This is a genomic window from Pelagovum pacificum, assembly GCF_016134045.1.
GTDB lineage: Bacteria > Pseudomonadota > Alphaproteobacteria > Rhodobacterales > Rhodobacteraceae > Oceanicola > Oceanicola pacificus_A.
Genome location: NZ_CP065915.1, coordinates 1858036 through 1883580, shown reverse-complemented (window position 1 = coordinate 1883580; position 25545 = coordinate 1858036). Strand labels below are relative to the sequence as shown.

The window sequence follows — 25545 nt, the reverse complement described above, 5'->3', positions numbered from 1 at the left end:
GCGTCGACGAATTTTGAGGCTCTCAGTCCTCAGCGTTCGCCTCGGCCCGGCTCTTGCCGGAGACGTCCATCGCGAGAGTCGCCGCCATGAAGGCGTCGAGATCACCGTCGAGCACGCCGGACGTGTCCGACGTCTCGTGGCTGGTCCGCAGGTCCTTCACCATCTGATAGGGCTGCAGGACGTAGGACCGGATCTGGTTGCCCCAGCCGGCGGAGCCCTTGTTCTCGTGCGCCTCGTTGATCGCGGCGGTCCGCTTGTCGAGCTCCATCTGGTAGAGCCGCGACTTCAGCGCCTTCATGGCGATATCGCGGTTCTGGTGCTGCGACTTCTCGGAACTCGTCACCACGATCCCGGTCGGTAAGTGCGTGATGCGGACCGCGGAGTCGGTCGTGTTCACGTGCTGACCGCCAGCGCCGGAGGAGCGGTAGGTGTCGATGCGGATCTCGGAGGGGTTCACCTCGATCTCGATGTTGTCGTCGACGACCGGGTAGACCCAGACGGACGCAAAAGAGGTCTCTCGCGTGCCCTTGCCGAAGGGAGAAATGCGGACGAGCCGGTGCACGCCGCTTTCCGATTTGAGCCATCCGTAGGCATTCTGGCCGCTGATCTTGTAGGCGGCGGACTTGATGCCGGCCTCGCCGCCGGGTTCCTCGGACTGAAGCTCGACCTTGAAGCCGCGCTTCTCGGCCCAGCGGACATACATCCGCTGCAGCATCTGCGCCCAGTCGCAGGCCTCGGTCCCGCCGGCGCCGGCGTTGATCTCGAGAAAGGTGTCGTTGCCGTCGGCTTCGCCGTCGAGCAACGCTTCGAGCTCTTTCTGGGCGGCACGCTCGCGCAGGGCGGCAAGCGCGGCCTCGGCCTCCTTGACGACTTCCTCGTCCTCTTCCATCTCACCGAGTTCGATCAGCTCGACATTGTCGTTCAGCTCGCGCTCGATGCCGTTGTAGACGTCCATGGAATCGACCAGCATCTGCCGGTCGCGCATGAGTTTCTGCGCACTGGCGGGATCGTCCCAGAGTGTCGGGTCCTCGACGCGCGCATTGAATTCCTCGAGCCGGTGTTGCGCGGTCTCGCGGTCCATCCGCTGCGCCAGAAGCTGCAGCGATTTCCCGATCGCATCGACGATATTCTGCGTTTCTGCGCGCATTTGCTGCCCTCTCCGGTCGTGCCCGCCCTGATACCGCAGGCCAAGGGCCCCTACAAGGAGCCCCGGCCGTCCCCGGTCGGGCAGTGCGTGGTGTCAGTAAAGGCCGCCGGAGCTGAGCGTGCCGAAGCTCGCCCGCGGACCGACGTTGACGGAGCGACCGGTCGAGGTCGTCACCGTGGTGGAGCTGTTCTGGCCGCTGCGCAGTTCGTCCACCAGCGGCAGGTCGCCACCCATCGCGAAGCCGCCGTCGAACATCACGCCGAAGATCGGCTCCTCGCCCGGGCGGAAACATTCGCGAACAACGTTGCCACCAGAAGCGCCTTCCGGCAGGCGCGCGCCCGAATAGCGGTCGATATTGATGAACTGACAATCGTCGGGCACCGCGAATTCGCCGCCGCCGTACGTCTGGATCGCTTCCTGCATGAACGACTGGAACACCGGCGCGCAGAGCGTGCCACCATAGGCCGAGCGGCCGAGCGACCGGGGCTGGTCGAAGCCCATGTAGCAGCCTGCCGCGATGTTGGAAGAGAAGCCGACGAACCACACGTCCTTGGCATCGTTCGTGGTCCCGGTCTTGCCGGCGATCGGCACCGGCAGGTTGATCGCACCGCGCGCCGTGCCGCGCTCGACCACGCCGCGCATCATCGAGGTGATCTGGTAGGCGGTGATGTTGTTGATGACCCGCTCGCGGCTGGAGGAAATGCGCGGCGCCTCGCCGGCCGGCAGGTTCGGGACCGTGCAGTCGACGCATTCGCGCTGGTCGTGGCGGTAGAGCGTGCGACCGTAGCGGTCCTGCACCCGATCGACGAGCGTCGGCTCGACCCGTTCGCCGCCGTTGGCGAGCATCGCGTAGGCGGCGACGACCTTGAACAGCGTCGTCTCATCCGCGCCGAGCGCGGTGGCGAGGTTGCGGTTCATGTTGTCATAGAGGCCGAACCGCTCCGCGTAGCGTGCGACCGTATCCATCCCGATCTCCTGCGCGAGGCGGATGGTCATGATGTTGCGCGACTGTTCGATCCCGGTGCGCAGCGGCGTCGGGCCGTAGAACTGGTGGCTGGAGTTCTGCGGCCGCCACATGCCCTGGGGCGTGTTGATCTCGATCGGGGCGTCCACGATGATCGTCGCGGGCGTGTAGCCGGAATCGAGCGCGGAGGCATAGACCAGCGGCTTGAAGGCGGAGCCCGGCTGACGCAGCGCCTGCGTCGCCCGGTTGAAGACCGAGTGCTGGTAGCTGAACCCGCCCTGCATGGCGAGCACGCGACCGGTGTTGACGTCCATCGCCATGAACGCGCCCTCGACCTCGGGCACCTGGCGCAGGGTCCAGCGGATCAGCGAGCCGTCGCTGTCGTTGGTCATCTGGCGGACGTGCACGACGTCGCCGACTTCGAACGTGTCGAAGAAGGAGCCGGGGAGCCAGGCGATGTCCTCGCGCGGGACACTCACCGTGCCCTCCACGTCCTCGGCACCGAGCGTCATGGATTGGTCGCCGATCTCGAGCACGACGGCGGGGTGCCAGCGGTTCTCGAGCACGATGTCACGGGCGATGTCGACGTCCGCCAGCGCGGCGCGCCAGCTTTCCTCGGACTCGAGTTCCGCGGGGTCGATCGTCTTGCCCGATCCGTGCCAGCGTCCGATGCTGCGGTCGTAGTTCTCGAGCGCGTGGCGCAGCGCGGTAGCGGCGATGTCCTGCAGGTTGCGGTCGACGGTCGCGCGGATCGACAGGCCGCCGGAGAAGAACTCTTCCTCGCCGAAATCGCGGGAGAGCTGACGGCGGATCTCGTCGCTGAAATAGTCGCGCGGCGGCAGATCGGATCGGAAGCTGTCGTAGTCCCCGCTCTGCACGGTGCGCAGCGGCGCGTCGCGCTCGGCGTTGTACGTCGCCTCGTCGATGTAGCCGTCCTCGAACATCCGGCCGAGCACGTAGTTGCGGCGATCGACGGCGCGGTCGTACTGGCGCACCGGGTGGTAGGTCGACGGCGCCTTGGGCAGGACGGCGAGATAGGCCGCCTCGCCCGGCGTCAGCTCGTCCAGCGACTTGTTGAAATAGGTCTGCGCCGCCGCGGTGACGCCGTAGGAGTTCTGGCCGAGGAAGATCTCGTTCAGATAGAGCTCGAGGATACGATCCTTGCTCATGGATTCTTCCATGCGCGCGGCGAGGATGATCTCCTTCACCTTCCGCTCGGCGGTGACGTCGGAGGACAGCAGGAAGTTCTTCATCACCTGCTGGGTGATCGTCGAGGCCCCGCGCAGGTTCGAGCCGCCGCTGACGACCGCGTCGCGGAACGCGGCGGCCATGCCGGTGACGTCGTAGCCCGAGTGGACGTAAAAATACTGGTCTTCCGCCGCGACGAAGGCGTTCTTCACGAGGTCGGGAATCTCTGCCGCCGGCGTATAGAGACGACGTTCGGACGCGAATTCGTCGATGATGCGCCCCTCGCCCGAATAGATCCGGCTGATCGTCTTCGGCGTGTACTGCGCCAGCACCTCGTAGGACGGCAGATCCTTGCCATACATGTAGAAGACGCCGCCGATCGACAGACCGGCCATCACGAGGCCGAGCGTGATGGTCGCGAAGAGCGCGCCGAATAGGTTCATGATCGGGCGAAGGATCAAGGCTGTCTGTCCCCGGAAATGCAGTCACGGGTTTATACGTGGCGCGGCGGAAATGGTCAAAAGCCGATCGCACCCGGACCGCTGCGTCACGGAGGCAATCCGCTCACATGGTTGCGAGCGGTCTCGGCGAAGGAACGCCTGCGCGCGCGGACGTGACTTGCGGACCTCCGCGCGGACCTAGATCTTCCGCGTCATGTCGCACGAAGAAGTCCTCTCCACTTACGAGCAGGTCGGCCCGGAATGGTCCCGCCTGCGCAGCCGCACCCTTTTCGAACGCCGCTGGCTCGACCGGTTCATCGCCTGTGCCCCCGCCGGCGCGGGCAAGCATCGCCGCGTGCTCGACCTCGGCTGTGGAACGGGGATACCGCTGGCCTCCTACATGGCCGAGCGCGGCTGCCTCATCACCGGCGTCGACGGCGCGGCGAGCATGGTGACGGGCTTTCGAGCGAACCTGCCCAACGCCACGGTGCATCACGCCGACATGCGCGGGCTCGATCTGGGTGAGACGTTCGACGCGATCCTCGCATGGGATTCCTTCTTTCACCTGAACGCTGCCGACCAGCGGGCGATGTTCCCGGTCTTCGCGGCCCATGCCGCCGACCGCGCCGCGCTGATGTTCACCACGGGCGACCATGCGGGAACCGCCATCGGGGACGTCGGCGGCTCGCCGATCTTCCACGAGAGCCTCGACCCCGACGATTACCGGGAGCTTCTCGACGCTGCGGGGTTCGACGTGCTCGACTTCAAGGCGCAGGATCCCGATTGCGGCGGCCACACGATCTGGCTGGCGCGGGCGCGCTAGTCCTCGACGATTTCGCGGATCTTGAAGCTGCCGGTCGCGGTGGCGACGAGGGTCCCCTGCCCGTCCCACATCCGCCCCTCGGTGAAGAAGATTCGCCTCCCGCCGCCTGACCGGCGGCCTTCGGCCATCAGCGCCGGGCCGACGGCCGGGGCCATGAAGTTCAGCGTCATGCTGAGCGTCATCGTGTAGGCCCGCCGCCGCGCGCTGCCGGTATAGGCCCCGCTGTAGCCCATCGAGGTGTCGAGCAGCGCGGCGTAGATCGAGCCGTGCGTGTTGCCGTGCCGGTTCGCGAAGTCGTCCCGGTAGTCGAGCTCGAACCGGGCGTAGCCGTGCCCCCAGCCCGTCTGGCGGAAGCCGAGGAACGTCTGGAACGGGTAGTTCCCCTCCCAAAGCGCGGGATCCATCGGGTGCAGGTTGTCGGGCCAAGCGTTCATTGACGGATCAACGGCGCGAGCGCCGCTTCCTCCGCCGCCCAGTTCTGGATGCCGCGCACCAGCCCGTCCACGATCTTCGCGCGGCCGTCTTCGGAGAGCAGGCGATCCCGGTCGCTGTCGGTCGACAGGAAGCCGGCCTCGATCAACGCCGACGGAAAATCGGCCGCCTGCAGCACCGCGAGCATCGCCGTCCGGCGGGGCCGGCTGTTGAGCGGCACGCCGGAGGAGTCCAACCCCGCTTTCAGGGCCGCGGCGAGACGCTGACCGGACGGGCCCGTCTCGAGCCGGGCGAGGTCCATCAGGATCGTGGCGACCGTGTCGTCCTGCCCGCTGAGGTCGAGCCCGCCAAGCAGATCGCCCCGGTCGTGCCGCTCTGCGAGCCGCTCGCTCGCGTCGTCGCCGGCACCGTCCGATAGCGTGTAGATCGAGGCGCCGGTTGCCCGGCCCTCTTCCAGCGCGTCGGCGTGCAGCGACAGGAACAGGTTGGCACCGGCGGTCCGCGCGATGGTCATTCGGGTCTGAAGGGGCACGAAAGTGTCATCGGTTCGCGTCAGCACCGGGATCATGCCGGCACGGGACACGCCCTCGGCCAGTTCCAGTGCAAGGCGCAGCATCAGATCGGCCTCGGTCACGCCGTCCCGCTGCGCGCCGGGATCGACACCGCCGTGGCCCGGGTCGATGGCGACGACGATCACGTTGCTGTCGGGTTCGGGCACGGCGGGAATCGTCGCGGTGCGCCGGTCCCAGCCTTCGTCCTGCGGAGCGCCGGCCTTTGCCGCGTAGGTCGCCTCGTCGCTGACGGTGAGGCGCACGGTCACCACGGCATTGCCGGTCACGGCGTCGGTGCGCATCCCCGCACGGTCGACAATCAGAGGCGCGCGCAGGTCGAGGACCATCCGGCTCCACCCCGGAGCGAAACGGCCCATGCGCATGTCCTCGACCAGGGCGCTGTCGAGCAGTGTCTCGCCCGAGGCGTCGCCCCAATCCACTTCGCGGAAATCGAGAACGAGACGGCGCGGCTCGTCCAGCGTGAAGACCCGCCAGGGCACCGGCTGGGACAGGTCCAGAGTGATCTCGACCCCCTGCTCGATGTCGCGGATGCCGCTGTCGGCAGGCGCGAAGCGCGCGAGCGCGGTGAAGTCCTGTGCACTGGCCGCGAACGGCGCGAGCGCGAGGAGGAGCGCGAGGGCGAGACGGATCATTCCGCCGCCTCCCGCTTGCGGTCGTCCATGAATTTGGTCAGCCGGCGCAGCCCCTCGCGGATCGCGTCGGTCGACTGGGCGTAGGAGAAGCGCAGCCACTGCCGACCCCGCTCGGGATCGAAGTCGATCCCCGGCGTCACGGCGACGCCCGCGACCTCCAGGATCTCGTGGCTGAAGGCGAGCGCGTCATCGGTGAAGTCGCTGACATCGGCGTAGATGTAGAAAGCGCCGTCGGGCGGTGCGAGATCGCGGAAGCCCGCCTTCGGCAGCTCCTCCAGCATCAGGCGGCGGTTCTCGGCATAGACGGCGACGTTGGCGTCGAGCTCCTCGCGGCAGTCGAAGGCATGAAGCGCGAGACGCTGGCTGGCGTGCGGCGGACAGATGAACAGGTTCTGGGCCAGACGTTCCACGATGCGGACGTGATCGGGCGGCACGACCATCCAGCCGACACGCCAACCGGTCATGGAGAAATACTTGGAGAAGGAATTGATGACATAGACCTCGTCCGTCACCTCGAGCGCCGAGGTCGCGCGCGCGCCGTAGGTCAGGCCGTGGTAGATTTCGTCGGATATCAGGCTGGTGTCCGTCTCGAGACAGGCGTCCGACAGCGCAGTGAGCTCTGCATGGCCGAGCATCGTCCCCGTGGGATTGGCGGGTGATGCGACGAGCAGCCCGTCGAGCGCGTGTCCGCTAACGTCACGCGCGACCGGTTGCATACGAGTGTCCAGCGTCGTGGGGATGCCGACCGGCACGAGGTCCAGCGCCTTGAGGATCTGGCGGTAGGACGGATAGCAGGGTTCGCCCAGCCCGACGCGGGCCCCGGTGTCGAACAGCGCCGAGAAGGCCAGGATGAAGGCGCCGGACGCCCCGGCGGTAATCACCACCCGCGCCGGGTCGAGGTCGACGTCGTACTCCGTGCCGTAGTGGTGGGCGATGCGGCGGCGCAGCTCGGGAATGCCGAGCGCGACGGAATAGCCGAGCGGCCCGTCGCTCATGTCCCGCGACAGCCCGTCGAGCGCGCCGCGCGGCGCGCCGGTCCCGGGTTGACCGATCTCCATGTGGATCACCGGACGGCCTTCTGCCTCGGCCTCCGCGGCGGCCTGCGCGATGTCCATCACAATGAAGGGATCGACTTGTCCCCGGCTTGATGTCTTCATGGCCTGCCCCCTATCGTTGCCCCGATTTGCCAAGCCGCGACCGGTCCCGTCAATGCACCTGATAGAGAGGCGCTTCGCCGCACTTTCCCCGGGACACATGATATGCGACGTCGGGGCGACATTTCTGCTGGAGCGACCACGATGATGAAAACCCTCACCGCAGCCGTCGCCTTCGCGGCCGTGCTTGCCGGCCCCGCCGCCGCGTTCGACCCCGAGAACATGACCGACGCCGAGCGCTCCGCGTTCCGCGCGGAAGTGCGCGCCTACCTGATGGATAACCCGGAAGTGCTGATGGAAGCCATCGGCGTTCTCGAACAGCGTGAGGCGGAGACGCAGGCCCAGGCCGACCAGAACCTCGTGTCGAGCAACATGGACGCGCTTGTCGACGACGGCTTCTCCTGGGTCGGGGGCAACCCGGACGGTGACATCACCATCGTCGAATTCATGGATTACCGGTGCGGCTACTGCCGCCGCGCCTACCCCGAGGTCGAGGAGCTGATCGAAGCGGACGGCAATATCCGCCTGATCGTGAAGGAATTTCCGATCCTTGGCGAAGGCTCCACCCTCAGCTCGCAATTCGCGATCGCGGTCCGTCAGCTTCACGGCGACGACGAGTACGAAGCGGTCCACGAGGCGCTCATCAACATGCGCGGCGACGCCACCGAAGAGAGCCTGTCACGGATGGCAGAGACGTTCGGCTACGATGCCGACGCGATCCTCGAGCAAATGAATTCCGACGAGGTCGCCGCCGAGATCGCCGAGACGCGCGCGCTGGCGCAGCGGCTGCAGATCACCGGCACGCCGACCTTCGTGATGGCCGACCAGATGATCCGCGGCTACCTGCCGCTGGAGCAGATGGAAGGGATCGTCGACTCCGTGCGCGCCGATCGGGGCTGACCTGGCGCTGGCAGGGTATCTGGCGGCCAGGCGCTTTTAAGAGCGCTTGGCCGCAAGGCAATCACTCGGCGGCGGTCTGGGACGCGTCTGCTTCGGCTGCGCGCTCCTGTTCCAGCTGGTCCGCTTTCTTCTCGACCTGTTCGACGATGTGATCGATCATCTCGTCGTTGCTCATCCGGTGGCTCTGTTTGCCGGCAAGGTAGACCATGCCGTTGCCGTTGCCGCCGCCGGTGAAGCCGACATCCGTCATCAGCGCTTCGCCCGGCCCATTCACCACGCAACCGATGATCGACAGCGACATCGGCGTCTTGATGTGGGCGAGCCGATCCTCGAGCTTCTCGACCGTCTTGATGACGTCGAAGCCCTGGCGGGCGCAGCTCGGGCAGGAGATGATGTTCACCCCACGGTGGCGCAGGCCGAGCGACTTCAGGATCTCGTAGCCGACTTTGACCTCTTCCACCGGATCGGCCGAGAGCGAGACGCGGACCGTGTCACCGATCCCCATCCACAGCAGGTTGCCGAGGCCGATCGCGCTTTTGATCGTGCCCGACATCAGGCCGCCGGCTTCGGTGATGCCGAGGTGGATCGGCGCGTCCGTGGCCTCCGCGATGCCCTGGTAGGCAGCGGCGGCGAGAAAGACGTCGGATGCCTTCACCGAGATCTTGAACTCGAAGAAGTCGTTGTCCTCGAGAATGCGGATATGCTCCATCGCGCTCTCGACCATCGCGTCGGGGCAAGGCTCGCCGTATTTCTCGAGCAGGTGCCGCTCAAGCGAGCCGGCGTTGACGCCGATCCGCATGGAACAGCCGTGGTCGCGGGCGGCAGCGATCACTTCGCGGACGCGCTTCTCGTCCCCGATGTTGCCGGGGTTGATGCGCAGGCAGGCGGCACCCGCCTCGGCGCTTTCGATGCCGCGCTTGTAGTGGAAGTGGATGTCCGCGACGATTGGGACCGGGCTTTCCTTGACGATCTCCTTCAACGCCTTGGACGAGGCTTCGTCCGGCACGGAGACGCGCACGATGTCGGCACCGGCTTCGGCGGCGGCCTGCACCTGTTCGACCGTTGCCTTGACGTCGGTCGTCAAAGTGTTGGTCATCGTCTGGACGGAGATCGGCGCATCGCCACCGACGGCGACGTTGCCAACCATGATCTTGCGGCTTTCGCGGCGGTAGATGTTGCGCCAGGGGCGGACGTGGTTCAGCGACATGGGGGGCGCCCTTTCAGAGCGGTTCCGGAGGGAGGATCACCTCTGTTCGAGTCGAGGGGAACCTATGCGCGACGGAGCCGGTGGACAACCGGCACGCGTCACTCCGTCTCGGGGGGGATCTCGACCGGGACCCGGTTCTCCGCCACGCGGACAATGTCGTCGAGGTCGGCGTCAGCCGAAATGTCGGCGACCTGGTAGCGGTCGGTCAGCGCCGAGGCGGAGAGCGCGACGTTGCTGGTCACCGCACCGCGCTGGCCGACGGGGCCGTAATGTTCGCCGTTCACCGCGAAGTAGACTGCACCGCTTTCGCCGATGCGCAGGGTCGCGGGTTCTTCGGTCTGGGGCACCGCGAAGGTGTCGCCGTGCCGCATGGTCGCTTCGTAGATCACGGTGCCGTCCGGCGCGGTCACCCGCACCCAGGCCTCGCGCGCGGCGACGAGCTGCACGGCGGGGATCGGCTCTTCGGTGACCTGGACACCGGACGTCGGCACGGTCAGCTCTGCCTCGTCGCCAGCACCATTGGCGGCGTCGGTCGGGCGTGCGCCACGGCCGAGTGCGGAGGCGAGCGCGATGTCGACGGCATTCTCGTCGACAGCGATGTCGCCGTCGCCTGCGGCGCGCGACGCCATGGCGGTCGCGGGCATCCCGACGTTGCCGATATTGGCCTCTGCGGTCAGGGCCCCCATCGATTGCGGGTTCAGCGTCGAAATCGGCGCATCACGCGCGACCATCACCGGCACATCGAGCGCTTCGGGCCGGTAAAGACGGTCATAGGCGCCCGTCGACGGCGGGCGCAGGCCAGCGGTCATCGTTGCGCTTTCGGCGGCGGACGTCTCGGGCTCGGAGGCGACGGCCCCGCCACCGGCAAGCGGATCGACATCGGCCATCACGGTGGGTGCCTGCTCGACGGGTGCGAACTGGACCTTCTGGACTTCGTTAAGCACGGTCCAGCCGCCGTAGCCGAGGCCACCGACGAGGGCGAGCAGCACGATGACGGACCCGATCGCGCCGGGCTCGACCCGGGCGAGGAACGCGTCACCGGTGGGAATGAAGGGCGTGCGGGGGGACGAGAACATGTCGTCCCCGCCCTTCGGCTGCTTCCGCTCTTCGCGGCTCGGCTTCACGGTCGAGGCAGCGGCCGACATGCCGTGCGCGGTCTCGAACCCGCTCTCCCGGCAGAACGTGTTGAACGCCCACTCGGGGTCCATGTTCAGGTAACGGGCGTAGGAGCGCACGTAGCCGGCGATGAAACCGGGGGTCTCGAAAGCGGTGGGATCGGCATTCTCGATCGCGGCGATATAGGCAGCCTTGATCTTGAGCTCGCGCTGGACGTCGAGGAGGCTCTTGCCGAGCGTCGCGCGCTCACCCCGGAGCAGATCCCCGAGACGCAACTCGAAGTCGTCGAAGCCCGAAGGCTTCTCTGCCATATCGGTTATATCGCGCTTCGGTCCGCGACCCATCCTGCCAGCCCGTGCCTTAGTCTGCCCCAAGTTATCCACAACCTGTCGATTCGATCCAGTCGTGGCCTAAAGAGTCGTTAGCACAGGCCCCCGGAGGGTGCACCCGCAGAAAAGGTCAGCCCGCCAGTTCTTGGCGATTTAACGCGCAATGCGACCAGAGCCCGTCGAGCCCTTTGACCAGCGCATCAATTTCGTGCGGTCCGTGAACCGGGGACGGTGTGAAGCGCAGACGCTCGGTCCCGCGGGGCACCGTCGGGAAGTTGATCGGCTGGACGTAAATCCCGTGCCTTTCCAAGAGCATATCGGATATTTTCTTGGTGTGGATCGGGTCGCCTACGATCAGCGGGACGATGTGGCTGCCGTGGTCGATCAGCGGCAATCCGAGCGCCTTCAGACGGGTCTTGAGGATCGCGGCCTGGGTCTGATGCTGCTCCCGCAGAGCGGCGTCGGACTTGAGATGGCGGACACTTGCCGCGGCACCGGCAGCAATTGCCGGGGGCAGCGATGTGGTAAAAATGAAGCCCGGCGCATAGGATCTGACCGCGTCGCACATGCGGCTGGACGCGGCGATATAGCCGCCCATCACGCCATAGGCCTTGCCGAGCGTGCCGTTGATGATGTCGATCCGGTGGGCTAGTCCGTCCCGCTCGGAGACGCCGCCGCCATGTGCGCCGTACATGCCCACGGCGTGCACTTCGTCCAGATAGGTGAGCGCGCCGAACTCGTCGGCGATGTCGCAGATCTCGCGGATCGGGCCGAAGTCGCCGTCCATCGAATAAACGGATTCGAAGGCGATCAGCTTGGGCGCGTCGGGGTCGTCGGCGGCCAGCAGTTCGCGCAGATGGGCGACATCGTTGTGCCGGAACACGCGCTTCGCGCCGCCATTGCGGCGAATGCCTTCGATCATCGAGGCATGGTTGAGCGCGTCGGAATAGATGATGAGGCCCGGAAACAGCTTTGGCAGGGTCGACAGCGTCGCATCGTTGGCGATGTAGGCGGAGGTGAAGAGCAGCGCCTGCTCCTTGCCGTGCAGACCGGCAAGTTCCGCCTCGAGCCGCTTGTGGTAGACCGTCGTGCCCGAGATGTTGCGCGTGCCGCCGGAGCCCGCACCAGCCGTCTCGACGGCCTCGTGCATCGCTTCCAGCACGACCGGGTGCTGCCCCATGCCGAGGTAGTCGTTGCCGCACCAGACCGTGATCGGCTGTTCCGTGCCATCGGCGCGGGTCCAGGTCGCGTGCGGAAAGTTGCCGCGCTTGCGCTCGATATCAATGAAGGTCCGGTAACGGCCTTCGTCGTGAAGCCGTTCGATGGCCTGGTCGAGCGCTGCGTCGTAGTCGGTCACCCGTCAATCCTCTCGTCGTGTGCCATGGTCATATAAGCGCCGCCCGCGCCGGGCAACATCGCCCCCATGGTCCTCATGTCGCACCTTGCCCTTCAAGTGGGCAATTTTGCGGACCGGTGTTTCCTATCGTGGACCCTGCCCGCCCGGTCCTCCTACCGTGCCCGGCGGAGAAAAGATTTGATCAGGATCATGCTTTTCGCCGGATTCGGTGCGCTGGACACCGGTCGGCCCTCTGATACGGTCCGCGCAACCTTTCCCTTCATATACGGAGTCCCCATGTCGCTCGACCAGGTTCTCGCCCGCATCGACGCCGATCTCGACCAGAGTCTCGACCGGCTGTTCGCGCTGCTTCGGATCCCTTCGATCTCCACCGATCCCGCCTACAAGGACGATTGCCGGACGGCGGCGGACTGGCTGGTGGAAGATCTCGCCTCCATGGGGTTCGAGGCCGGCGCGCGCGAGACGCCCGGTCACCCGATGGTGATCGGACATGGTGGCGAGGGCGGCAAGCACCTGCTGTTCTACGGCCATTACGACGTGCAGCCGGTCGATCCGCTGAACCTGTGGAAGCGCGAGCCGTTCGACCCCGCGCTCGAGGAGACGCCGACCGGCAAGGTGATCCGGGCGCGCGGCGCCTGCGACGACAAGGGCCAGTTGATGACCTTCGTCGAGGCTTGCCGGGCATGGGTCGCGGTCAACGGCAAGCTGCCGGGCCGCATCACCATGTTCTTCGAAGGGGAAGAGGAATCGGGCTCTCCGTCGCTGGTGCCCTTCATGAAGGAGAACGCCGACGAGCTGAGCGCGGCCGACGTCGCGCTGATCTGCGATACCTCGATGTACGATCCCGAGACGCCCGCGATCACGACCCAGCTGCGCGGGCTGCTCGGCGAGGAGCTGACGATCACCGGCCCGGACAAGGACCTCCATTCCGGCAGCTACGGCGGCGCCGCGATGAACCCGATCCGCGTGCTGTCGCGCATCATCGCCAGCCTGCATGACGAGGACGGTCGAGTGACGGTGCCCGGCTTCTACGACGGCGTCGAGGAGCTGACGGACGAGCTGCGTGCCCAATGGGACGCGCTCGGCTTCGACGCCGACTCGTTCCTTGGGGAAGTCGGCCTGTCGGTTCCGGCCGGCGAATCCGGACGCAGCGCGCTCGAGATGCTGTGGGCGCGTCCCACCTGCGAGGTGAACGGCATCACCGGCGGCTACACCGGCGACGGTTTCAAGACGGTCCTGCCCTCGAAGGCGAGCGCGAAGATCAGCTTCCGCCTTGTCGGGCAGCAGGATCCGCTCGCGATCCGCGAGAGCTTCCGCAAGATGGTCGAGGACATGCTGCCCGCCGATTGTTCTGTCGAGTGGCACGGCCACGGCGCCTCGCCCGCCTCGGTCATGTCGACGGACGACCCGGCCTACGAGGCCGCGCGGCAGGCCCTGTCGGACGAATGGCCGAACGAGGCTGCCTTCATCGGGGCCGGCGGGTCGATCCCGATCGCGGGCTATTTCAAGTCGATCCTCGGGCTCGATTCGATGCTGATCGGCTTCGGGCGGGACGACGACGCGATCCACTCGCCCAACGAGAAGTATCACCTTGCCAGCTTCCACAAGGGGATCCGGAGCTGGGCGCGCATCCTCGCCGCTCTCGACACCTGATCCAGCGGTGCGCGCTTGCGCGCGCGCTGCCTTGAGGCCGGCCTTCGGGCCGGCCGGATCAGGGGGCTGTCTGCCCCCTCTGGGCCTGCGGCCCATTCACCCCCGAGAAATATTTGAAGCCCAAAGAAGGCCGGATGCGGCGCGTTAAGGTTAACGCGTGCCTTCGGTGACGAGGGGGCGACAGCGTCGTGGCTTGCACCGTAGCGGGACGTTCGTCCGTCCCGTGAAAACGTTCGACTTGGGGAAAGTGGCGCGGTTGACGGGGCTCGAACCCGCGACCCCCGGCGTGACAGGCCGGTACTCTAACCAACTGAGCTACAACCGCGCGTGAGGGGCCGTCTAGGCGATGCCGCGGGGGGCGTCAACGGCGAAATTCGCTTCAATCGACGCGATGTCGGCCGGTCGCGTCGATCGGGCATGCGGCGGGTCGTGCGGGCCCTGTGTGACCGGCGCTTCAGGCCGTCACGAGGCGGCGCGAGAAGTGGGCGCGCAGCGCGATGGCGATCCCGGCGGCAAGCACCAGCGCCATGCCGATTGCGCTGACCGGATCCGGCAGGTGGCCGAAGACGATCCAACCGAGTCCCCCCGCCCAGACGAGGTGCAGGTAATTCACCGGCGCGACGAGCGACGCCGGGGCCTCCCGGTAGGCGGCGGTGAACAGGAAGTGGCCCAGCGTCGCCAGCACGCCGAGGATCGACATCAGGCCGAGGTCGCTCCACCCCGGCAGCGGCCCGCCGAGCGACGGGATGGCGAGGACACCGAACACGACAGACCCGACGAGCGTCACGATGTAGAGCATCGCCAGCGTTGTCTCGGTCCGCGACAAGAGGCGCGACAGCAGGTGGTAGGCCGTCGCGCACCCTGCGTTGGCGAGCGCGAACATCACGCCGACCGGATCCAGCCCGCCGCCGGGCCGCAGGATCAGCAGGACACCGGCAAAGCCGACCCCGGCCGCGATCCAGCCCGATAGCGCCACCCGCTCTCCGAGCAGCGGAATCGCCAGCAGCATGATCGCGAAGGGCGAGAGGTAGATGATTGCCACCGTCTCTCCCACCGGCATCAGGCGCAGAGCCAGACCCATGGTCAGGGTCGCCGTCGCCAGCACGAAACCGCGGAAGATGACGAGCCCGGTCCGCTGCGTGCGCCAGAGCGCCCTACCCTGTCTTGGCCAGAGCAGCACCGTCAGCAGAATCAGACTGACGACGTAGCGGGCGGTGCCGACCACCGGCACCGGGTAGCGCATGGCGAGCGTCTTCATCAGCACGTCGCTCGAGGCGAAGCAGAAGACCGCCATCGCGACGAGGGCGACGCCGAGAAGCGGCCGCCCCTCGTCCTGCATCTGCGTGCTGTCTTTCATGACGTGATCCTTTCTGCGGGCAATGCGCGCCGGCAGCCCGTATCCTGCAGTCCGAGCCGACGAGGACCGACATCATGCCGCCTGCCCCGAGCCCTACCGTGACTCTGCGCGATGTCGCGGAGGCGGACGCGGCGATTCACGCCGCCTACCCGCCCGAACCGGAGATCGTCCGGATGTACGGTGGCGATCCCGCAAATCTGCCCGAGCGGAGCTTCGCGGCCTCTCGCGACTGGGTCGCGTGGATGCAGGCGCAGCCCTATGCGCGGATCATCGAGCGTGACGGCACGGCGGTGGGGCATCTGCGGCTGCACAGCCTGTCGGTAGTAGACGGACGCGCGCGGCTCGGCATCGGGCTGTTCTCGAGCGCTTTCCTCGGCCAGGGCATCGGGCGGCGCGCGATCGTGCTGGCGCTCGACGATGCGTTCGGCCCGCTCGGGCTGCACCGGGTCGATCTGCGCGTGCTGGCCACGAATACGCGGGCGATCCGCTGCTACGAGTCCTGCGGCTTCGTTCACGAATGCACCGAACGGGACGCTGCGTGCGTTGAAGGGTCATGGGTCGACGACTGGATCATGTCGATCCTCGCGCGGGAGCACGAAGCCCGTCGACAGGACGGCGATCGCCACTCGGGATAAGATAAGGGCCCCCGAATGGAGGCCCTGTCACCGTTCAGAGTGGCGCGGTTGACGGGGCTCGAACCCGCGACCCCCGGCGTGACAGGCCGGTACTCTAACCATCTGAGCTACAACCGCCCTCTGAACGTGGCGCGGTTTCTAGGCCCGGCTCCCGGCAGGGTCAAGCAGGAAAGATCACGGTTTGCGTGACGTTCCTGCCGCGGCCCGTCCGTCAATTCATGCAGCGTGCGCGAATCAAGTTGCCCGGTGGCGATTCGCGGGCGCTTTCTTGTCACGCCTGACTGCCTGATGTCCTGGGGGGACATTCCATTGAACCTTATCGATCGCCGGACATTTCTGTCCTCGGCGGCAAGCGCTCTCGCCTTGTCTGCCATTCCCGAGTATGCCGCCGCGCAGGGGATCATCGCCTTGCCTGACGACATCGTTCACAACGAAGCCGCAACCGTCACGGCGGTGCGCACGCAACAGCCGACGGTCGCGATGACCTTCGACGACGGGCCGCACCCGACGCTGACGCCGCAGCTCCTGAACATCCTGCGCCAGCGCAATATCAAGGCGACCTTCTTCCTGATCGGCAACCGGGTCGTGCGCTGGCCCGAAATCGTCCGCCGCATCGCTGCCGAAGGCCACGAGATCGGCAACCATTCATGGTCGCACCCGTTCCTCGACCGGCGCTCGGACCAGAACGTGATGGCCGAGATCGACGCCACGACCAACGCGATCTACCAGATCACCGGCCGCCCGCCCGTCACCTTCCGCCCGCCCTACGGCGCCTTCTCGCGGCGGCAGCGGTCGATGCTGCACGAATCCCGACGCCTGCCGACCGTACTCTGGTCGGTCGATCCGCAGGACTGGCGGCGGCCGGGCGCGAATGTCGTTGCCAACCGTATCGTCTCGGGCTGCCGTCCGGGCGCCATCATCCTGAGCCACGACATCCACGCCGGAACGATCGCCGCGATGCCGGCCACGCTCGACGCACTGCGCCAGCGGGGCATGCGGTTCATGACGGTGAGCCAGATGCTTGGCTGGCCGACATGGCAAAGCCGGCATTTCCGGCGACTGAGCTGACGGGAATGGTGGGTGGTGAGGGGCTCGAACCCCTTTTCAAGCTTGCGGACCGCGTCCGAGGCTCGGATCTAGAGTCTCCTGTACCAGCCTGACGTGGATATGTCTGGCGAGACATTCCAAGGCTACACATCTCAACGAATTGCCGCGCCTCGATGATCGTGGCGTCGTGTGCGGGATCGAATTTATCTATTGCACTGCAGGGGCGCGACGCGCCTCTGAAGCATGGTCCTAGCAGGACACTCCAAAACGGTCAGTGCCGGCAGTGAGGAAGCGACATGCCATGCCGCTGCCCGGATCGGAGCTGCGGCACGTCATTTGAAAGTTATGGCGCGGCCTCAACTGTTGGCCAGTGCACCGCGCTACGTGGGCGGACAACCCGCAAATGAGCACTCGCGTCCGGATGTCCGGGCACCGCTAGGCGTGAGACGCACAAGGTCACCGACGAGGGTTGCCCAGCGGCTCGTGAAAGTCTTTTCGAGCATCTCGCTTGCGCGATAGGAAGATGCCTCTCCGCTGACTGACAAGCTTGAGATCGCATCGCGCCAAGCCACGACTGAATTCGCACCAACCGGGATTGCCCCGAGTTCGAGGTGGTCGATGAGGCCGTCGACCCGGTTGACCAAAAGGGGGCGCCGGGCTGCCAGCGCCTCGATCGCGACGATGCCGTAGGCCTCCCAGCGGGACGGCATCACGACGGCGTCGATGTCGGCCATCGCGGCGGCCGGGTCAGCGGCGAACCCCATGAAGCGGATGCGAGGATCGCCCGCCGCCAGGTCACGAAGGGCCCCGAGCTCAGGGCCTTCTCCGATGATCCGCAGCTCGAGCGAGGCGTCGTCGACCTGGCGAAAGGCCTCGATCAGCAGATCGAAGCCCTTCTGCCGGTCGAGGCGGCCGATCGCTCCGATCACCCCTACCCTGCCCGCCGGCTGCGCCAGCTGCCGGAACCGGGTGAGGTCCACGCAGGAGCGGATGACCGCGAGGCGGCCCGCACTGACGAGACGTCGCGTTGTCAGCCAGCGGCCTTGGGCCTCGCTCACCGCGACGACCCGGTCGAACAGGGCAAACGCCGTCCGCAGCAGCAGGTGGAAGCGGCGGGAACTGGGGACGTTCTCCGCAACGAAAGCCTCGGTGTAGCTGTGTTCCACGTGGACGAGGGGCGTTCGCGGATGCCGCGCGCGCAGCAGCGCGAGCGCCGGGAGGGAGCGCCAGCTGACCGCCAGGTGCGAGACGATCACGTCGGCCCCGAGACGCTCCCACCGAAGTGCGCCGCGCGTGACACTCAGCACGTCATGTCGGGCGGACCGGGCGAGGTCGGGCGAGGTGCGGATGTGCTCGATCACCCGCATCACGCCGCCGGCCGTCGTATCGTCGACGAGGTGCAGGACCCGCGGCAGGCTCATCGGGCGCCCGCCAGCGAAAGCGCGGCGCGCATGCTCCCGGCCCCGATCAGACGGAGCACACCGGCGGCCGCGAGGGTCACCAGCGTCTTGCCCGTATCCTCGAGAAGCGGCAGCGCGGAACTCGCCAGGGATGCCCGGCAGAGCCGGAGAGCGCGGGCCCCATCCATGTCGCTGACTGCACGGCGCGCGAGGTAGCGCAGCTGGTAGGCGCGGGCGGCGGGGGTGTTCACTTCGAAGAACGACGGGTTCAGCGGCTCCAGCTTTTCCACCATCCGCTCCCACGCGGCAAGCTGACGATCGGTCGCTGCGGAGAGGCCGCCGCTGTTGATGCGGTAGCGCGTCAGCGCCCCGGCGATGCCCTCGAACCGCCACTCGGTCGAGAGCGCGATGCGCAGCCAGCACTCGATATCCTCCGACTGGCGGAAGCTTTCGTCGAACCAGCAGGTGCGAGCAGGCTCGGACGCCGGGCGGAACGCGATCTCGTCCAGCACCGCGCGGCGCAGCATCACGGCGGATCCGTTGCCGATCGGGTTGCGCTTGAAGATCAGGCTGGGGTCGATGCCGGTCAGGCGCGGTGTCTGCGCCATGCCGGTGAGGCGGCCCGCATCGTCCATCAGCGCGGAGCCGGAATAGCTGACGCCGACCTCCGGCGCGCGCTCGAAGTGGGCGACGTGGCGGGCCAGCTTTTCGGGCAGCCAGTGATCGTCGGCATCGCAGAAGCCGATGATCTCGCCCCGGGCGGCGGCGATACCGGTGTTGCGCGCGCCGGCAAGGCCCCGGTTCGGCTGGTGGATGACCCGCACCTTGGGGTTGCGGGCGAAGCGCGTGGCGATCTCTGGCGTGTCATCGCGCGAGCCATCGTCGACGACGATGATCTCGTATTCCGGGTGAGTCTGGGCAAGCAGCGAGGCCAGGGTCTCTTCGATGGTGGAAGCGACGTTGTAGGCGGGAACGATGATCGAAGCGAAGGTCATGACAGGTCCTTTCAGCAGAACAGGGCGCGGCGCAGCGACCGCGGAAGCAGGGAAGCGATGGTCGAGGCGGCGAGCGTCAGCGCGCCGCGACGGACGGGAGAGAAGAAGCCGGAGGGGCTCCGGACGAGCCCGGCGATCGCATGACCGAGCGCCGTGCGCCCCGGTGCGCCGAGGCGAAGGGCGCGACGCGCAAGGTAGCGATGATGGATCGCGTGGCTGCGGCCCGACGGCGTGACGCCGAAGCGAACCGCCGTCCGGAGCGCCCTCGCCCTGCCCTCGCGCATCGCGGCGAGGTCGGTCGACAGGCCGCCCAGGCTGGTGCGATACCACGTCTGAAGCAGTGGAAGGCCACGGACCCTCGCGCCGGTACCGACAAGGCGGATCAGCCACTCCAGATCCTCGTTGTGGACCATGGTGCGGTCGAAGCCGCCGCTGGCGCGGAAGACGTCGCGCCGCAGGGTGATATTGGACATCGTGCAGACCGGGTTCTCGCCCAGCAGCATGTCGATGGTCAGCGCTCCCTCCGGCACGGTCGAGAAGACCGTCGCATCGGCGGGCGTGTCCCGGAAGAACCCGATCCGGCCGTAGACGGCATCGGTGGCGGGGTCGTGGAACGCGTCACGCACTTCGGCCAGCTTTCCGGCACGCCAGAGGTCGTCGGCATCGCAGAAGGCGATGAGCTGCCCCTCGGCGAGTCGCATCGCGCCGAAGTTACGGGCGTCGCTCGGCCCCTTCCCCGGGTTGCGGACGATGCGAACCCTCGGGTCGACTTCGGCGGCGTGTCGCAACAGGACTTCGGTTCCGTCCGTCGAGCCGTCGTCGACGAAGATCGCCTCCCAGTCGGTCACGGTCTGGCGCTTCAGGCTCTCGAGCGTGTCGAGCACGGTCGCCTCGGCATTGTAGCAGGGAATGATGATGGAGATGTCGGGCATTGGATCAGACCTCGGCGAGCGGGCGGCCAAAGGCCGCGTTCAGGGCGGGAATGGACGCGCCGACCATGACGATCGTCGCGACGAGGGCGTAGCCGGTGGCGACCGCCTGCAGGCCGAGCGGCGCGAGCAGCGCGGTGTTGGCCATGAGGGCGAGCGTCAGAAGCGTCGTGGCGGCGAACTCGGCGCGGGCATTGCCGCTGGCCCGCAGCCAGCCGGCGGCAGCAGACCAGAGCGTCGTCGGGATCGCGACGAGGCAGAGGATCGAAACCACTCGATGCAGGTCCCCGTACCCGTCTCCGAACAGGATCGGCACGTAGACCGGGGCCAGCAGCGCCTGGGCCACGACGGCCGGGGAGATCAGTCCGATCGCCAGCAGGATGCTCTGCCGCAGCGCCTGGTTGCGGTCCTCGCTGGCACAGAGATGCGGGAACAGAACGGTCGAGAAAGCGATGGAGAATGATCCGGCGAGGCTGAGACCGGCGTTGAACGCCATGAAGTACAGTCCGAGCGCCTCGGCCCCCATGAGCGTCCCGACGATCACCTTGTCGGCCTGCAGACGCAGCGCCTTCACGACTTCGACGCCGAGGACCGCCCAGCCGAAGCTGAAGAACGGCTTCAGCGGCGCGCGCGGCGCGGCTGCGTCAGGGCTCCACCGGTGCAGGCGGCGCATCGCGATCAGCCAGCCCGGGGCGGTCAGCAGGCGCGGCAGCACCAGCGCCAGCGGCGAGGCCCAGGCGAGGGCAAGGGCCGCGGACATCAGGTTCGCAGCGACATTCTGGCCTCCCGCGATCGCGGCGGTCTGGCGCAGCTTGCCCGCCCGCATCGCCAGCGCCGCCTGCACGAGGCCCGCCGGCATGAACAGGTATTCGCCGGCCAGAAGCAGGACCAGCATCAACAGCATCAGGCTCCCGCCGAGCGCGAACAGCACCAGCCCGATGATCGACTGGATCACGAACAGCCCGATGCACCACGCCCAGAAGATGCGGTGCGCGGTCGCGCAGGTCGCGGCGAGATCGCGTTCGGGCGCGGCGATGATGCGCTGGCCGACCCCGTTCTCGGTCTGGGACTTCAGGATGTCGCCGGCGGCGATGGCCGCTGCGGCGATCCCGATCTGCGCCGGCTCGAGCGAGCGCGCGACCGAGACGACGACCAGAAGCCGGGTCGCCTTGGCGGCGACTTCGGATGCGCCGTAGGCCAGCAGGTTGCGGCCGATACGGGATGTCTGGCGTTGGGCGGTCATGTTTGCAGATCCGGTTAGGGTTAACGAAATCTGTTTTAACGCCGGACCCTTGCGCGGTCCTGGCCACCCCCGGACAGGTTCGTGCCGCAACCGAGTTGCATCATATCCGAACGGATAGGATGCACCGGCCCTACGCTCCCTCGACCGGAGGGCGAGTTGCCCCTATCAATGGGCAAAAGAGCAGATTGGGACAAAAGCCCAGATGTTGCAGGCACTTCGTCATTCCACGGCCGTCATCGCGGCCCTGTCGCTGGTCGGCTGCGCTGCCATCGACCCGCCCGACAACCTCGAACCGGTCGATTCCGGCGGCGGTTACCAGGCGCAGTACCGCACTCCGCATGTCACGCGTGCGGAGGCGGAATTCTTGCGCTCGCCCGCTCTGAACGCAGAGAAATGCACGGCTCCGCCACGGGGCGGCGAGGACGGCAAGGGCAGTGGCCTCGCCGCCGTGTCGCTTCGCGGCGAGCGGATCACCCGCAACGACCTGATCGACATTCGCGTCGGCGAGGACGAGACCTTCAGCGGCGACTACGTCGTCTCGCGCGATGGCACGATCAAGCTGCCGTTCCTGTCACCGATCGCCGCGCAGGGACGCTCGACCGGCGAGATCGAATCCGAGATCGCCAACCGACTCCTGGCCGGGGACTTCTACAGCGACATGCCGCGGATCTCCGTCCGGGTGGCTGACTTCGCGTCGGTCACCGTCGGCGTCGCCGGCGCGGTGTTCGAGCCGCGCGCGGTCGAGATCGGCGGCGTGCCCGGCGACCAGATCGACGACCGCCGGCAGGCTGCGATGGGTGCATCGACCGAGGGGCGCAACCTCTCGGCGGCGCTGCGCGCGGCGGGCGGCGTCCGACCCGATGCCGACATATCTGCCGTCGAGGTGCGCCGGGGCGGAACGCTCTACACGCTCGACATGCGTGGCGTCTTCGACGGGCAGAACGCCGTCGACATCATGCTGATCACCGGCGACGAGGTACACGTGCCGAGCCGTGGTTGCTTCCAGGAAGACCTGATGCGACCGAGCCCGATCAGCCCGCCCGGCGTGTCGCTGTTCCTGTCGAACCTGACACAGCCCGCGACCGGCAACGCCCCCTCAGCCATCGGCCGGGACGTGCGCGAAGTGCCCTACGGGACCCGCTACCTTCAGGCGGTCATCGACACGAACTGCGTTGGCGGCGCCCGCGCGACCAGTGCGAACCGCTCCTCCGTCCTGTTCTCGCGCAACCCGATCACGGGGGTGTCGGTGGTCATCGAACGCGACATCGAGGACTTGCTGCGCCGCGCCGACAGGGACGACTACGACCCGTTCCTGCTGCCGGGCGACTCCATCGCCTGCTACGACAGCACAGTCACCAACGTGGGCGAAGTCGGGCGCATTCTCGGCGTGCTGAGGTTCTGACCCCGCCGCCACCTCAGCCCGAGACGTCCTCGCGCTCGCTTGCGCGGCGTTCGGTGGCGAGGGCGTTGCGCGTGAGCTCCCACATCGCGGGAAGCAGGGCGATCTTGTCGTTGAGCAGCTCCCGGTCGCCTTCGCGGGCGACGGATTCGATCTCGATCAACAACTCCCGAAGGCCAACCGCCCCAAAGGTCGCGGCGCTGCCGGCGACCCGGTGGGCCCGCTGCGCGATCTCATCCGCCTCGGGTTTCGGGTCGACCGTGAGTTCCCCGATGACCCTCTCGACTTCCAGCGTGAAGCGCGCCAGCAGCCGAGTCAGCGCCTCGACCCCGAGTGTCTCGCGCAGGTCGTCCAGGTAGGAGTTCGCCACCACCGGACTGACGTGATCGTCCTCGTCCGGCATCGCCTGCCCGACATGCTCCGCCAGCACGCGAGACAGGGCCGCACGGCTCAGCGGCTTGGTGAGGATGTCGTTCATGCCATCGGTGAGGAAATCCTCCTGCTCTTCGGCCATCGCGTTCGCGGTCAGAGCCACGATCGGCGCCCGCGCGGAGGGTCCGTCACCGGTGCGGATTGCCCGTGTGGCCCCGCGCCCGTCGAGCACGGGCATACTGATGTCCATCAGGATCAGGTCGAACGACTCGCGTCCGGCTTTGTCCACGGCCATCTGGCCGTCGTGAGCTTCTTCCACCGTGTGTCCACCGGCGATCAGCATCTCTCGGGCGACGACGCGGTTGATCTCGTTATCCTCGACCAGCAGGATCTTCGCCGCCCGCGCCCTGCGCTCCGGTTTGCGGGCCGACCATTCCGCGGTCGGATCAGCCACCGGCTCCACGGGGAAGCGGATGCGGAAGGTGCTGCCGGTGCCCGGCTCGCTTTCGACCTCGATCAGCCCGCCAAGCGCCTTGATGAAGCGCTGTGCGATGGCGAGGCCGAGGCCCGTCCCGCCGACATCCCGATCGTAGGAACTGTCGCCGGTGACGAAGTCGTCGAAGATGCGGGCACGCAAATCTTCCGACATGCCGATACCGTCGTCACTCACCGTGATCTGCAATTCCGGTCGGGCGGAGTCGGGGTCCTCGACCTCCGCCTCGACGATCACGCGACCGTCGTGCGTGAACTTCACCGCGTTGCCGATGATATTCATCAGCACATGCTGCAGCCGGTCCCGGTCGGCGCGGATCCATTCGACCGGCGGGCCGATCCAGCGCCAGTCGAGCGTCGTGCGGTGCGCCGCTGCCGCGCCGCCCTGGTTGTCGACGATGTCCTGGATCAGGCGGCTGACGTTCATCTCCACCGGGCGCAGGCGGAGCTTTCCGGCATCGTACTTGGTGATGTCCAGAACGTCCGAGATGTGGCTCATCAAGAGTTTGCCGGACGTTTCCATGTTGCGCATGTAGCGCTCCTGCCCGGGGCTGAGCTCGGTGTCCCGCATCAGTGACAGATTGCCGAGCAGGCCGTTCAGCGGCGTGCGGATCTCGTGGCTCATCGTGGCGAGGAAATCGGTCTTCGCCTTCTCGCCGGCAAGCGCGCGGTCGCGGGCGGCGACGAGCTCTCTCTCGGCCTCGACCCGGTGCGAGATGTCGCGGAGGAAGGCGATCAGGATCAGGCCGTCATCGGTCTCGGCGCTCTGTATCGCGAATTCGACCGGAAAGACTTCGCCCGAGGCCCGCTTCGCCTCCAGCTTGACGCGCCCCTTGCCGACCACCCGGCGCTCTCCGCCGTCACGCATACGCTGCATTCCGGCCTGGTGCGCGTCGAGGTGATGGTCCGGCACGATCAGGTCGCCCAGGTTGCGGCCGATGGCCTCCTCGGCAGTATAGCCGAAGATCTGCTCGGCGGCGGCATTGTAGTCGAGCACCCTGCCCTCGGTGTCGCTGACGATCACCGCATCGAGGGCGGTGGACGTCACGACGTTCATCCGGCGTCCGGCCTCGATCGCCTCGGCCCGGCGGCGGCTGTTCTGGGCGTTCAGCCGGGCCAGGTAGATGGCGAAGAACAGCAGCAGCAGGATGAGGAACGTCGTCCCGGCAGCAAGCTGGGTCAGCGTGACTGCGATCCTGTTGCGCCCGACGTCGGAGGCCGTGGCGAAGAAGTTCAGCCCTGAGTTCGCCAGCATCCGCACATCGGGCCGCACCTCCTCGGTCCGGTCCGAGAGTTCGGGCAAGGCGTCGCGCAGCGCGGGGTCGGCGGCGTCGATCAGGGGCACGGTGCGGGACAGGAAGGTCTCCACGATCCGCAGATGTCGTGCGAAGGCGTCTTCCTCGCGTAGTTCGGCGTAGATCGACGATTGCCTGAGCGTTGTCACCCGGCTGTAGAAGATGTCGTACTTCTGCCGGAGATCGGCGAGGTCGACATCGTCCTGCGGGCCCTCCAGCTGAAGTTCGAATTCCAGGAATTCGACCTCGGCCTGCGACAAGCTCCATTGGACGTTGTCCGAACTCGCCGAGTTCAGCAGCCGCAGATCGCGCGCGACATTGACCGACAGGAACAGGATCGCGACGAGCGCGACGGTCCCGAGGGCGAGCGACAGCAGCAGCCGCACTCGTCCGAGCGTTTCCGTACCGAGCTTCATCGCGATCTCCTCCACCGGTCGCCGCGCCCGGTCGGGCCCATGACCTCTGGG

The 25545-nt window shown here is 67.1% G+C and carries 20 protein-coding genes and 2 tRNA genes; 6 read left to right on the top strand and 16 right to left on the bottom strand.

Annotated features, from left to right (window positions below; translation table 11 throughout):
* Nucleotides 1-22 precede the first annotated feature (22 nt).
* Together prfB and I8N54_RS09285 are read right to left on the bottom strand one after the other, a co-directional pair.
* Nucleotides 23-1147 (bottom strand): peptide chain release factor 2, encoded by a 1125-nt coding sequence (gene prfB / locus I8N54_RS09290; RefSeq protein WP_140192833.1) that lies wholly within the window; start codon nt 1145-1147, stop codon nt 23-25.
* Between the two features lie 93 nt (nt 1148-1240).
* Nucleotides 1241-3757 carry a penicillin-binding protein 1A gene (locus tag I8N54_RS09285; protein WP_140195516.1) on the bottom strand — a complete coding sequence of 839 codons (2517 nt, stop codon included), beginning with the start codon at nt 3755-3757 and terminating at the stop codon, nt 1241-1243.
* 196 nt (nt 3758-3953) lie between these two features.
* Here I8N54_RS09285 and I8N54_RS09280 point away from each other — a divergent pair, with 196 nt between their 5' ends.
* Nucleotides 3954-4562, top strand: a complete 609-nt coding sequence (locus I8N54_RS09280) for a class I SAM-dependent methyltransferase (RefSeq protein WP_140192834.1) — start codon at nt 3954-3956, stop codon at nt 4560-4562.
* On the opposite strand, the gene I8N54_RS09275 is transcribed toward I8N54_RS09280, so the two are convergent.
* Genes I8N54_RS09275 through I8N54_RS09265 form a run of 3 tightly spaced genes read right to left on the bottom strand, consistent with a single transcriptional unit; the run spans nt 4559 to nt 7355 of the window.
* Nucleotides 4559-4996, bottom strand: a complete 438-nt coding sequence (locus I8N54_RS09275) for a PaaI family thioesterase (RefSeq protein ID WP_140192835.1) — start codon at nt 4994-4996, stop codon at nt 4559-4561. The genes I8N54_RS09280 and I8N54_RS09275 overlap by 4 nt on opposite strands.
* Nucleotides 4993-6198 carry an N-acetylmuramoyl-L-alanine amidase gene (locus I8N54_RS09270; RefSeq protein WP_140192836.1) on the bottom strand — a complete coding sequence of 402 codons (1206 nt, stop codon included), beginning with the start codon at nt 6196-6198 and terminating at the stop codon, nt 4993-4995. The genes I8N54_RS09275 and I8N54_RS09270 overlap by 4 nt, the downstream gene beginning before the upstream one ends.
* A complete protein-coding gene (locus tag I8N54_RS09265) occupies nt 6195-7355 on the bottom strand; it encodes a pyridoxal phosphate-dependent aminotransferase (protein WP_140192837.1) in 1161 nt (386 codons plus the stop codon). The genes I8N54_RS09270 and I8N54_RS09265 overlap by 4 nt, the downstream gene beginning before the upstream one ends.
* Before the next feature lie 141 nt (nt 7356-7496).
* Between I8N54_RS09265 and I8N54_RS09260 the strand changes: the two genes are divergently transcribed.
* On the top strand, nt 7497-8252 hold the full coding sequence (locus tag I8N54_RS09260; protein ID WP_140192838.1) for a DsbA family protein: 756 nt from the start codon (nt 7497-7499) through the stop codon (nt 8250-8252).
* Nucleotides 8253-8313: 61 nt separating this feature from the next.
* Here I8N54_RS09260 and ispG read toward each other — a convergent pair whose 3' ends face one another.
* From ispG to hemA, 3 genes are all read right to left on the bottom strand, one after another.
* Nucleotides 8314-9459: a flavodoxin-dependent (E)-4-hydroxy-3-methylbut-2-enyl-diphosphate synthase gene (gene ispG / locus I8N54_RS09255; RefSeq protein ID WP_140192839.1), complete on the bottom strand. Its 1146-nt coding sequence runs from the start codon at nt 9457-9459 to the stop codon at nt 8314-8316.
* Nucleotides 9460-9557: 98 nt separating this feature from the next.
* Entirely contained in the window at nt 9558-10886 is a 1329-nt protein-coding gene (locus I8N54_RS09250) for a helix-turn-helix domain-containing protein (protein WP_231592383.1), read from the bottom strand.
* A 148-nt stretch (nt 10887-11034) separates the two neighbouring features.
* Nucleotides 11035-12261 carry a 5-aminolevulinate synthase gene (hemA, locus tag I8N54_RS09245; RefSeq protein WP_140192841.1) on the bottom strand — a complete coding sequence of 409 codons (1227 nt, stop codon included), beginning with the start codon at nt 12259-12261 and terminating at the stop codon, nt 11035-11037.
* A gap of 276 nt (nt 12262-12537) precedes the next feature.
* Here hemA and I8N54_RS09240 point away from each other — a divergent pair, with 276 nt between their 5' ends.
* The gene (locus I8N54_RS09240) at nt 12538-13914 is read left to right on the top strand and encodes a M20/M25/M40 family metallo-hydrolase (RefSeq protein ID WP_140192842.1); all 1377 of its coding nucleotides are present in this window, start codon (nt 12538-12540) and stop codon (nt 13912-13914) included.
* A gap of 248 nt (nt 13915-14162) precedes the next feature.
* Here I8N54_RS09240 and I8N54_RS09235 read toward each other — a convergent pair.
* Together I8N54_RS09235 and I8N54_RS09230 are read right to left on the bottom strand one after the other, a co-directional pair.
* Nucleotides 14163-14239: transfer RNA gene (locus I8N54_RS09235), tRNA-Asp, on the bottom strand.
* A gap of 129 nt (nt 14240-14368) precedes the next feature.
* The gene (locus I8N54_RS09230) at nt 14369-15271 is read right to left on the bottom strand and encodes a DMT family transporter (protein WP_140192843.1); all 903 of its coding nucleotides are present in this window, start codon (nt 15269-15271) and stop codon (nt 14369-14371) included.
* A 74-nt stretch (nt 15272-15345) separates the two neighbouring features.
* On the opposite strand from I8N54_RS09230, the gene I8N54_RS09225 reads away from it, so the two are divergent.
* The gene (locus I8N54_RS09225) at nt 15346-15906 is read left to right on the top strand and encodes a GNAT family N-acetyltransferase (RefSeq protein WP_140192844.1); all 561 of its coding nucleotides are present in this window, start codon (nt 15346-15348) and stop codon (nt 15904-15906) included.
* A 40-nt stretch (nt 15907-15946) separates the two neighbouring features.
* Here the strand turns inward: I8N54_RS09225 and I8N54_RS09220 are convergent.
* Nucleotides 15947-16023: transfer RNA gene (locus I8N54_RS09220), tRNA-Asp, on the bottom strand.
* A gap of 192 nt (nt 16024-16215) precedes the next feature.
* On the opposite strand from I8N54_RS09220, the gene I8N54_RS09215 reads away from it, so the two are divergent.
* Nucleotides 16216-16974 (top strand): polysaccharide deacetylase family protein, encoded by a 759-nt coding sequence (locus I8N54_RS09215; protein WP_232790457.1) that lies wholly within the window; start codon nt 16216-16218, stop codon nt 16972-16974.
* A gap of 359 nt (nt 16975-17333) precedes the next feature.
* Here the strand turns inward: I8N54_RS09215 and I8N54_RS09210 are convergent, their stop codons facing one another.
* The 4 genes from I8N54_RS09210 to I8N54_RS09195 are packed head-to-tail and all read right to left on the bottom strand — an operon-like array spanning nt 17334 to nt 21520.
* On the bottom strand, nt 17334-18374 hold the full coding sequence (locus I8N54_RS09210; RefSeq protein ID WP_140192846.1) for a glycosyltransferase family 4 protein: 1041 nt from the start codon (nt 18372-18374) through the stop codon (nt 17334-17336).
* The gene (locus I8N54_RS09205) at nt 18371-19348 is read right to left on the bottom strand and encodes a glycosyltransferase family 2 protein (protein ID WP_140192847.1); all 978 of its coding nucleotides are present in this window, start codon (nt 19346-19348) and stop codon (nt 18371-18373) included. Before I8N54_RS09205 ends, I8N54_RS09210 begins: the two co-directional genes overlap by 4 nt.
* Before the next feature lie 11 nt (nt 19349-19359).
* A complete protein-coding gene (locus I8N54_RS09200; protein WP_140192848.1) occupies nt 19360-20280 on the bottom strand; it encodes a glycosyltransferase family 2 protein in 921 nt (306 codons plus the stop codon).
* Between the two features lie 4 nt (nt 20281-20284).
* On the bottom strand, nt 20285-21520 hold the full coding sequence (locus I8N54_RS09195) for an oligosaccharide flippase family protein (protein WP_140192849.1): 1236 nt from the start codon (nt 21518-21520) through the stop codon (nt 20285-20287).
* Between the two features lie 202 nt (nt 21521-21722).
* Between I8N54_RS09195 and I8N54_RS09190 the strand changes: the two genes are divergently transcribed.
* Nucleotides 21723-22922 carry a polysaccharide biosynthesis/export family protein gene (locus I8N54_RS09190; protein WP_140192850.1) on the top strand — a complete coding sequence of 400 codons (1200 nt, stop codon included), beginning with the start codon at nt 21723-21725 and terminating at the stop codon, nt 22920-22922.
* A gap of 13 nt (nt 22923-22935) precedes the next feature.
* On the opposite strand, the gene I8N54_RS09185 is transcribed toward I8N54_RS09190, so the two are convergent.
* On the bottom strand, nt 22936-25494 hold the full coding sequence (locus I8N54_RS09185; protein ID WP_140192851.1) for an ATP-binding protein: 2559 nt from the start codon (nt 25492-25494) through the stop codon (nt 22936-22938).
* Nucleotides 25495-25545 lie beyond the last annotated feature (51 nt).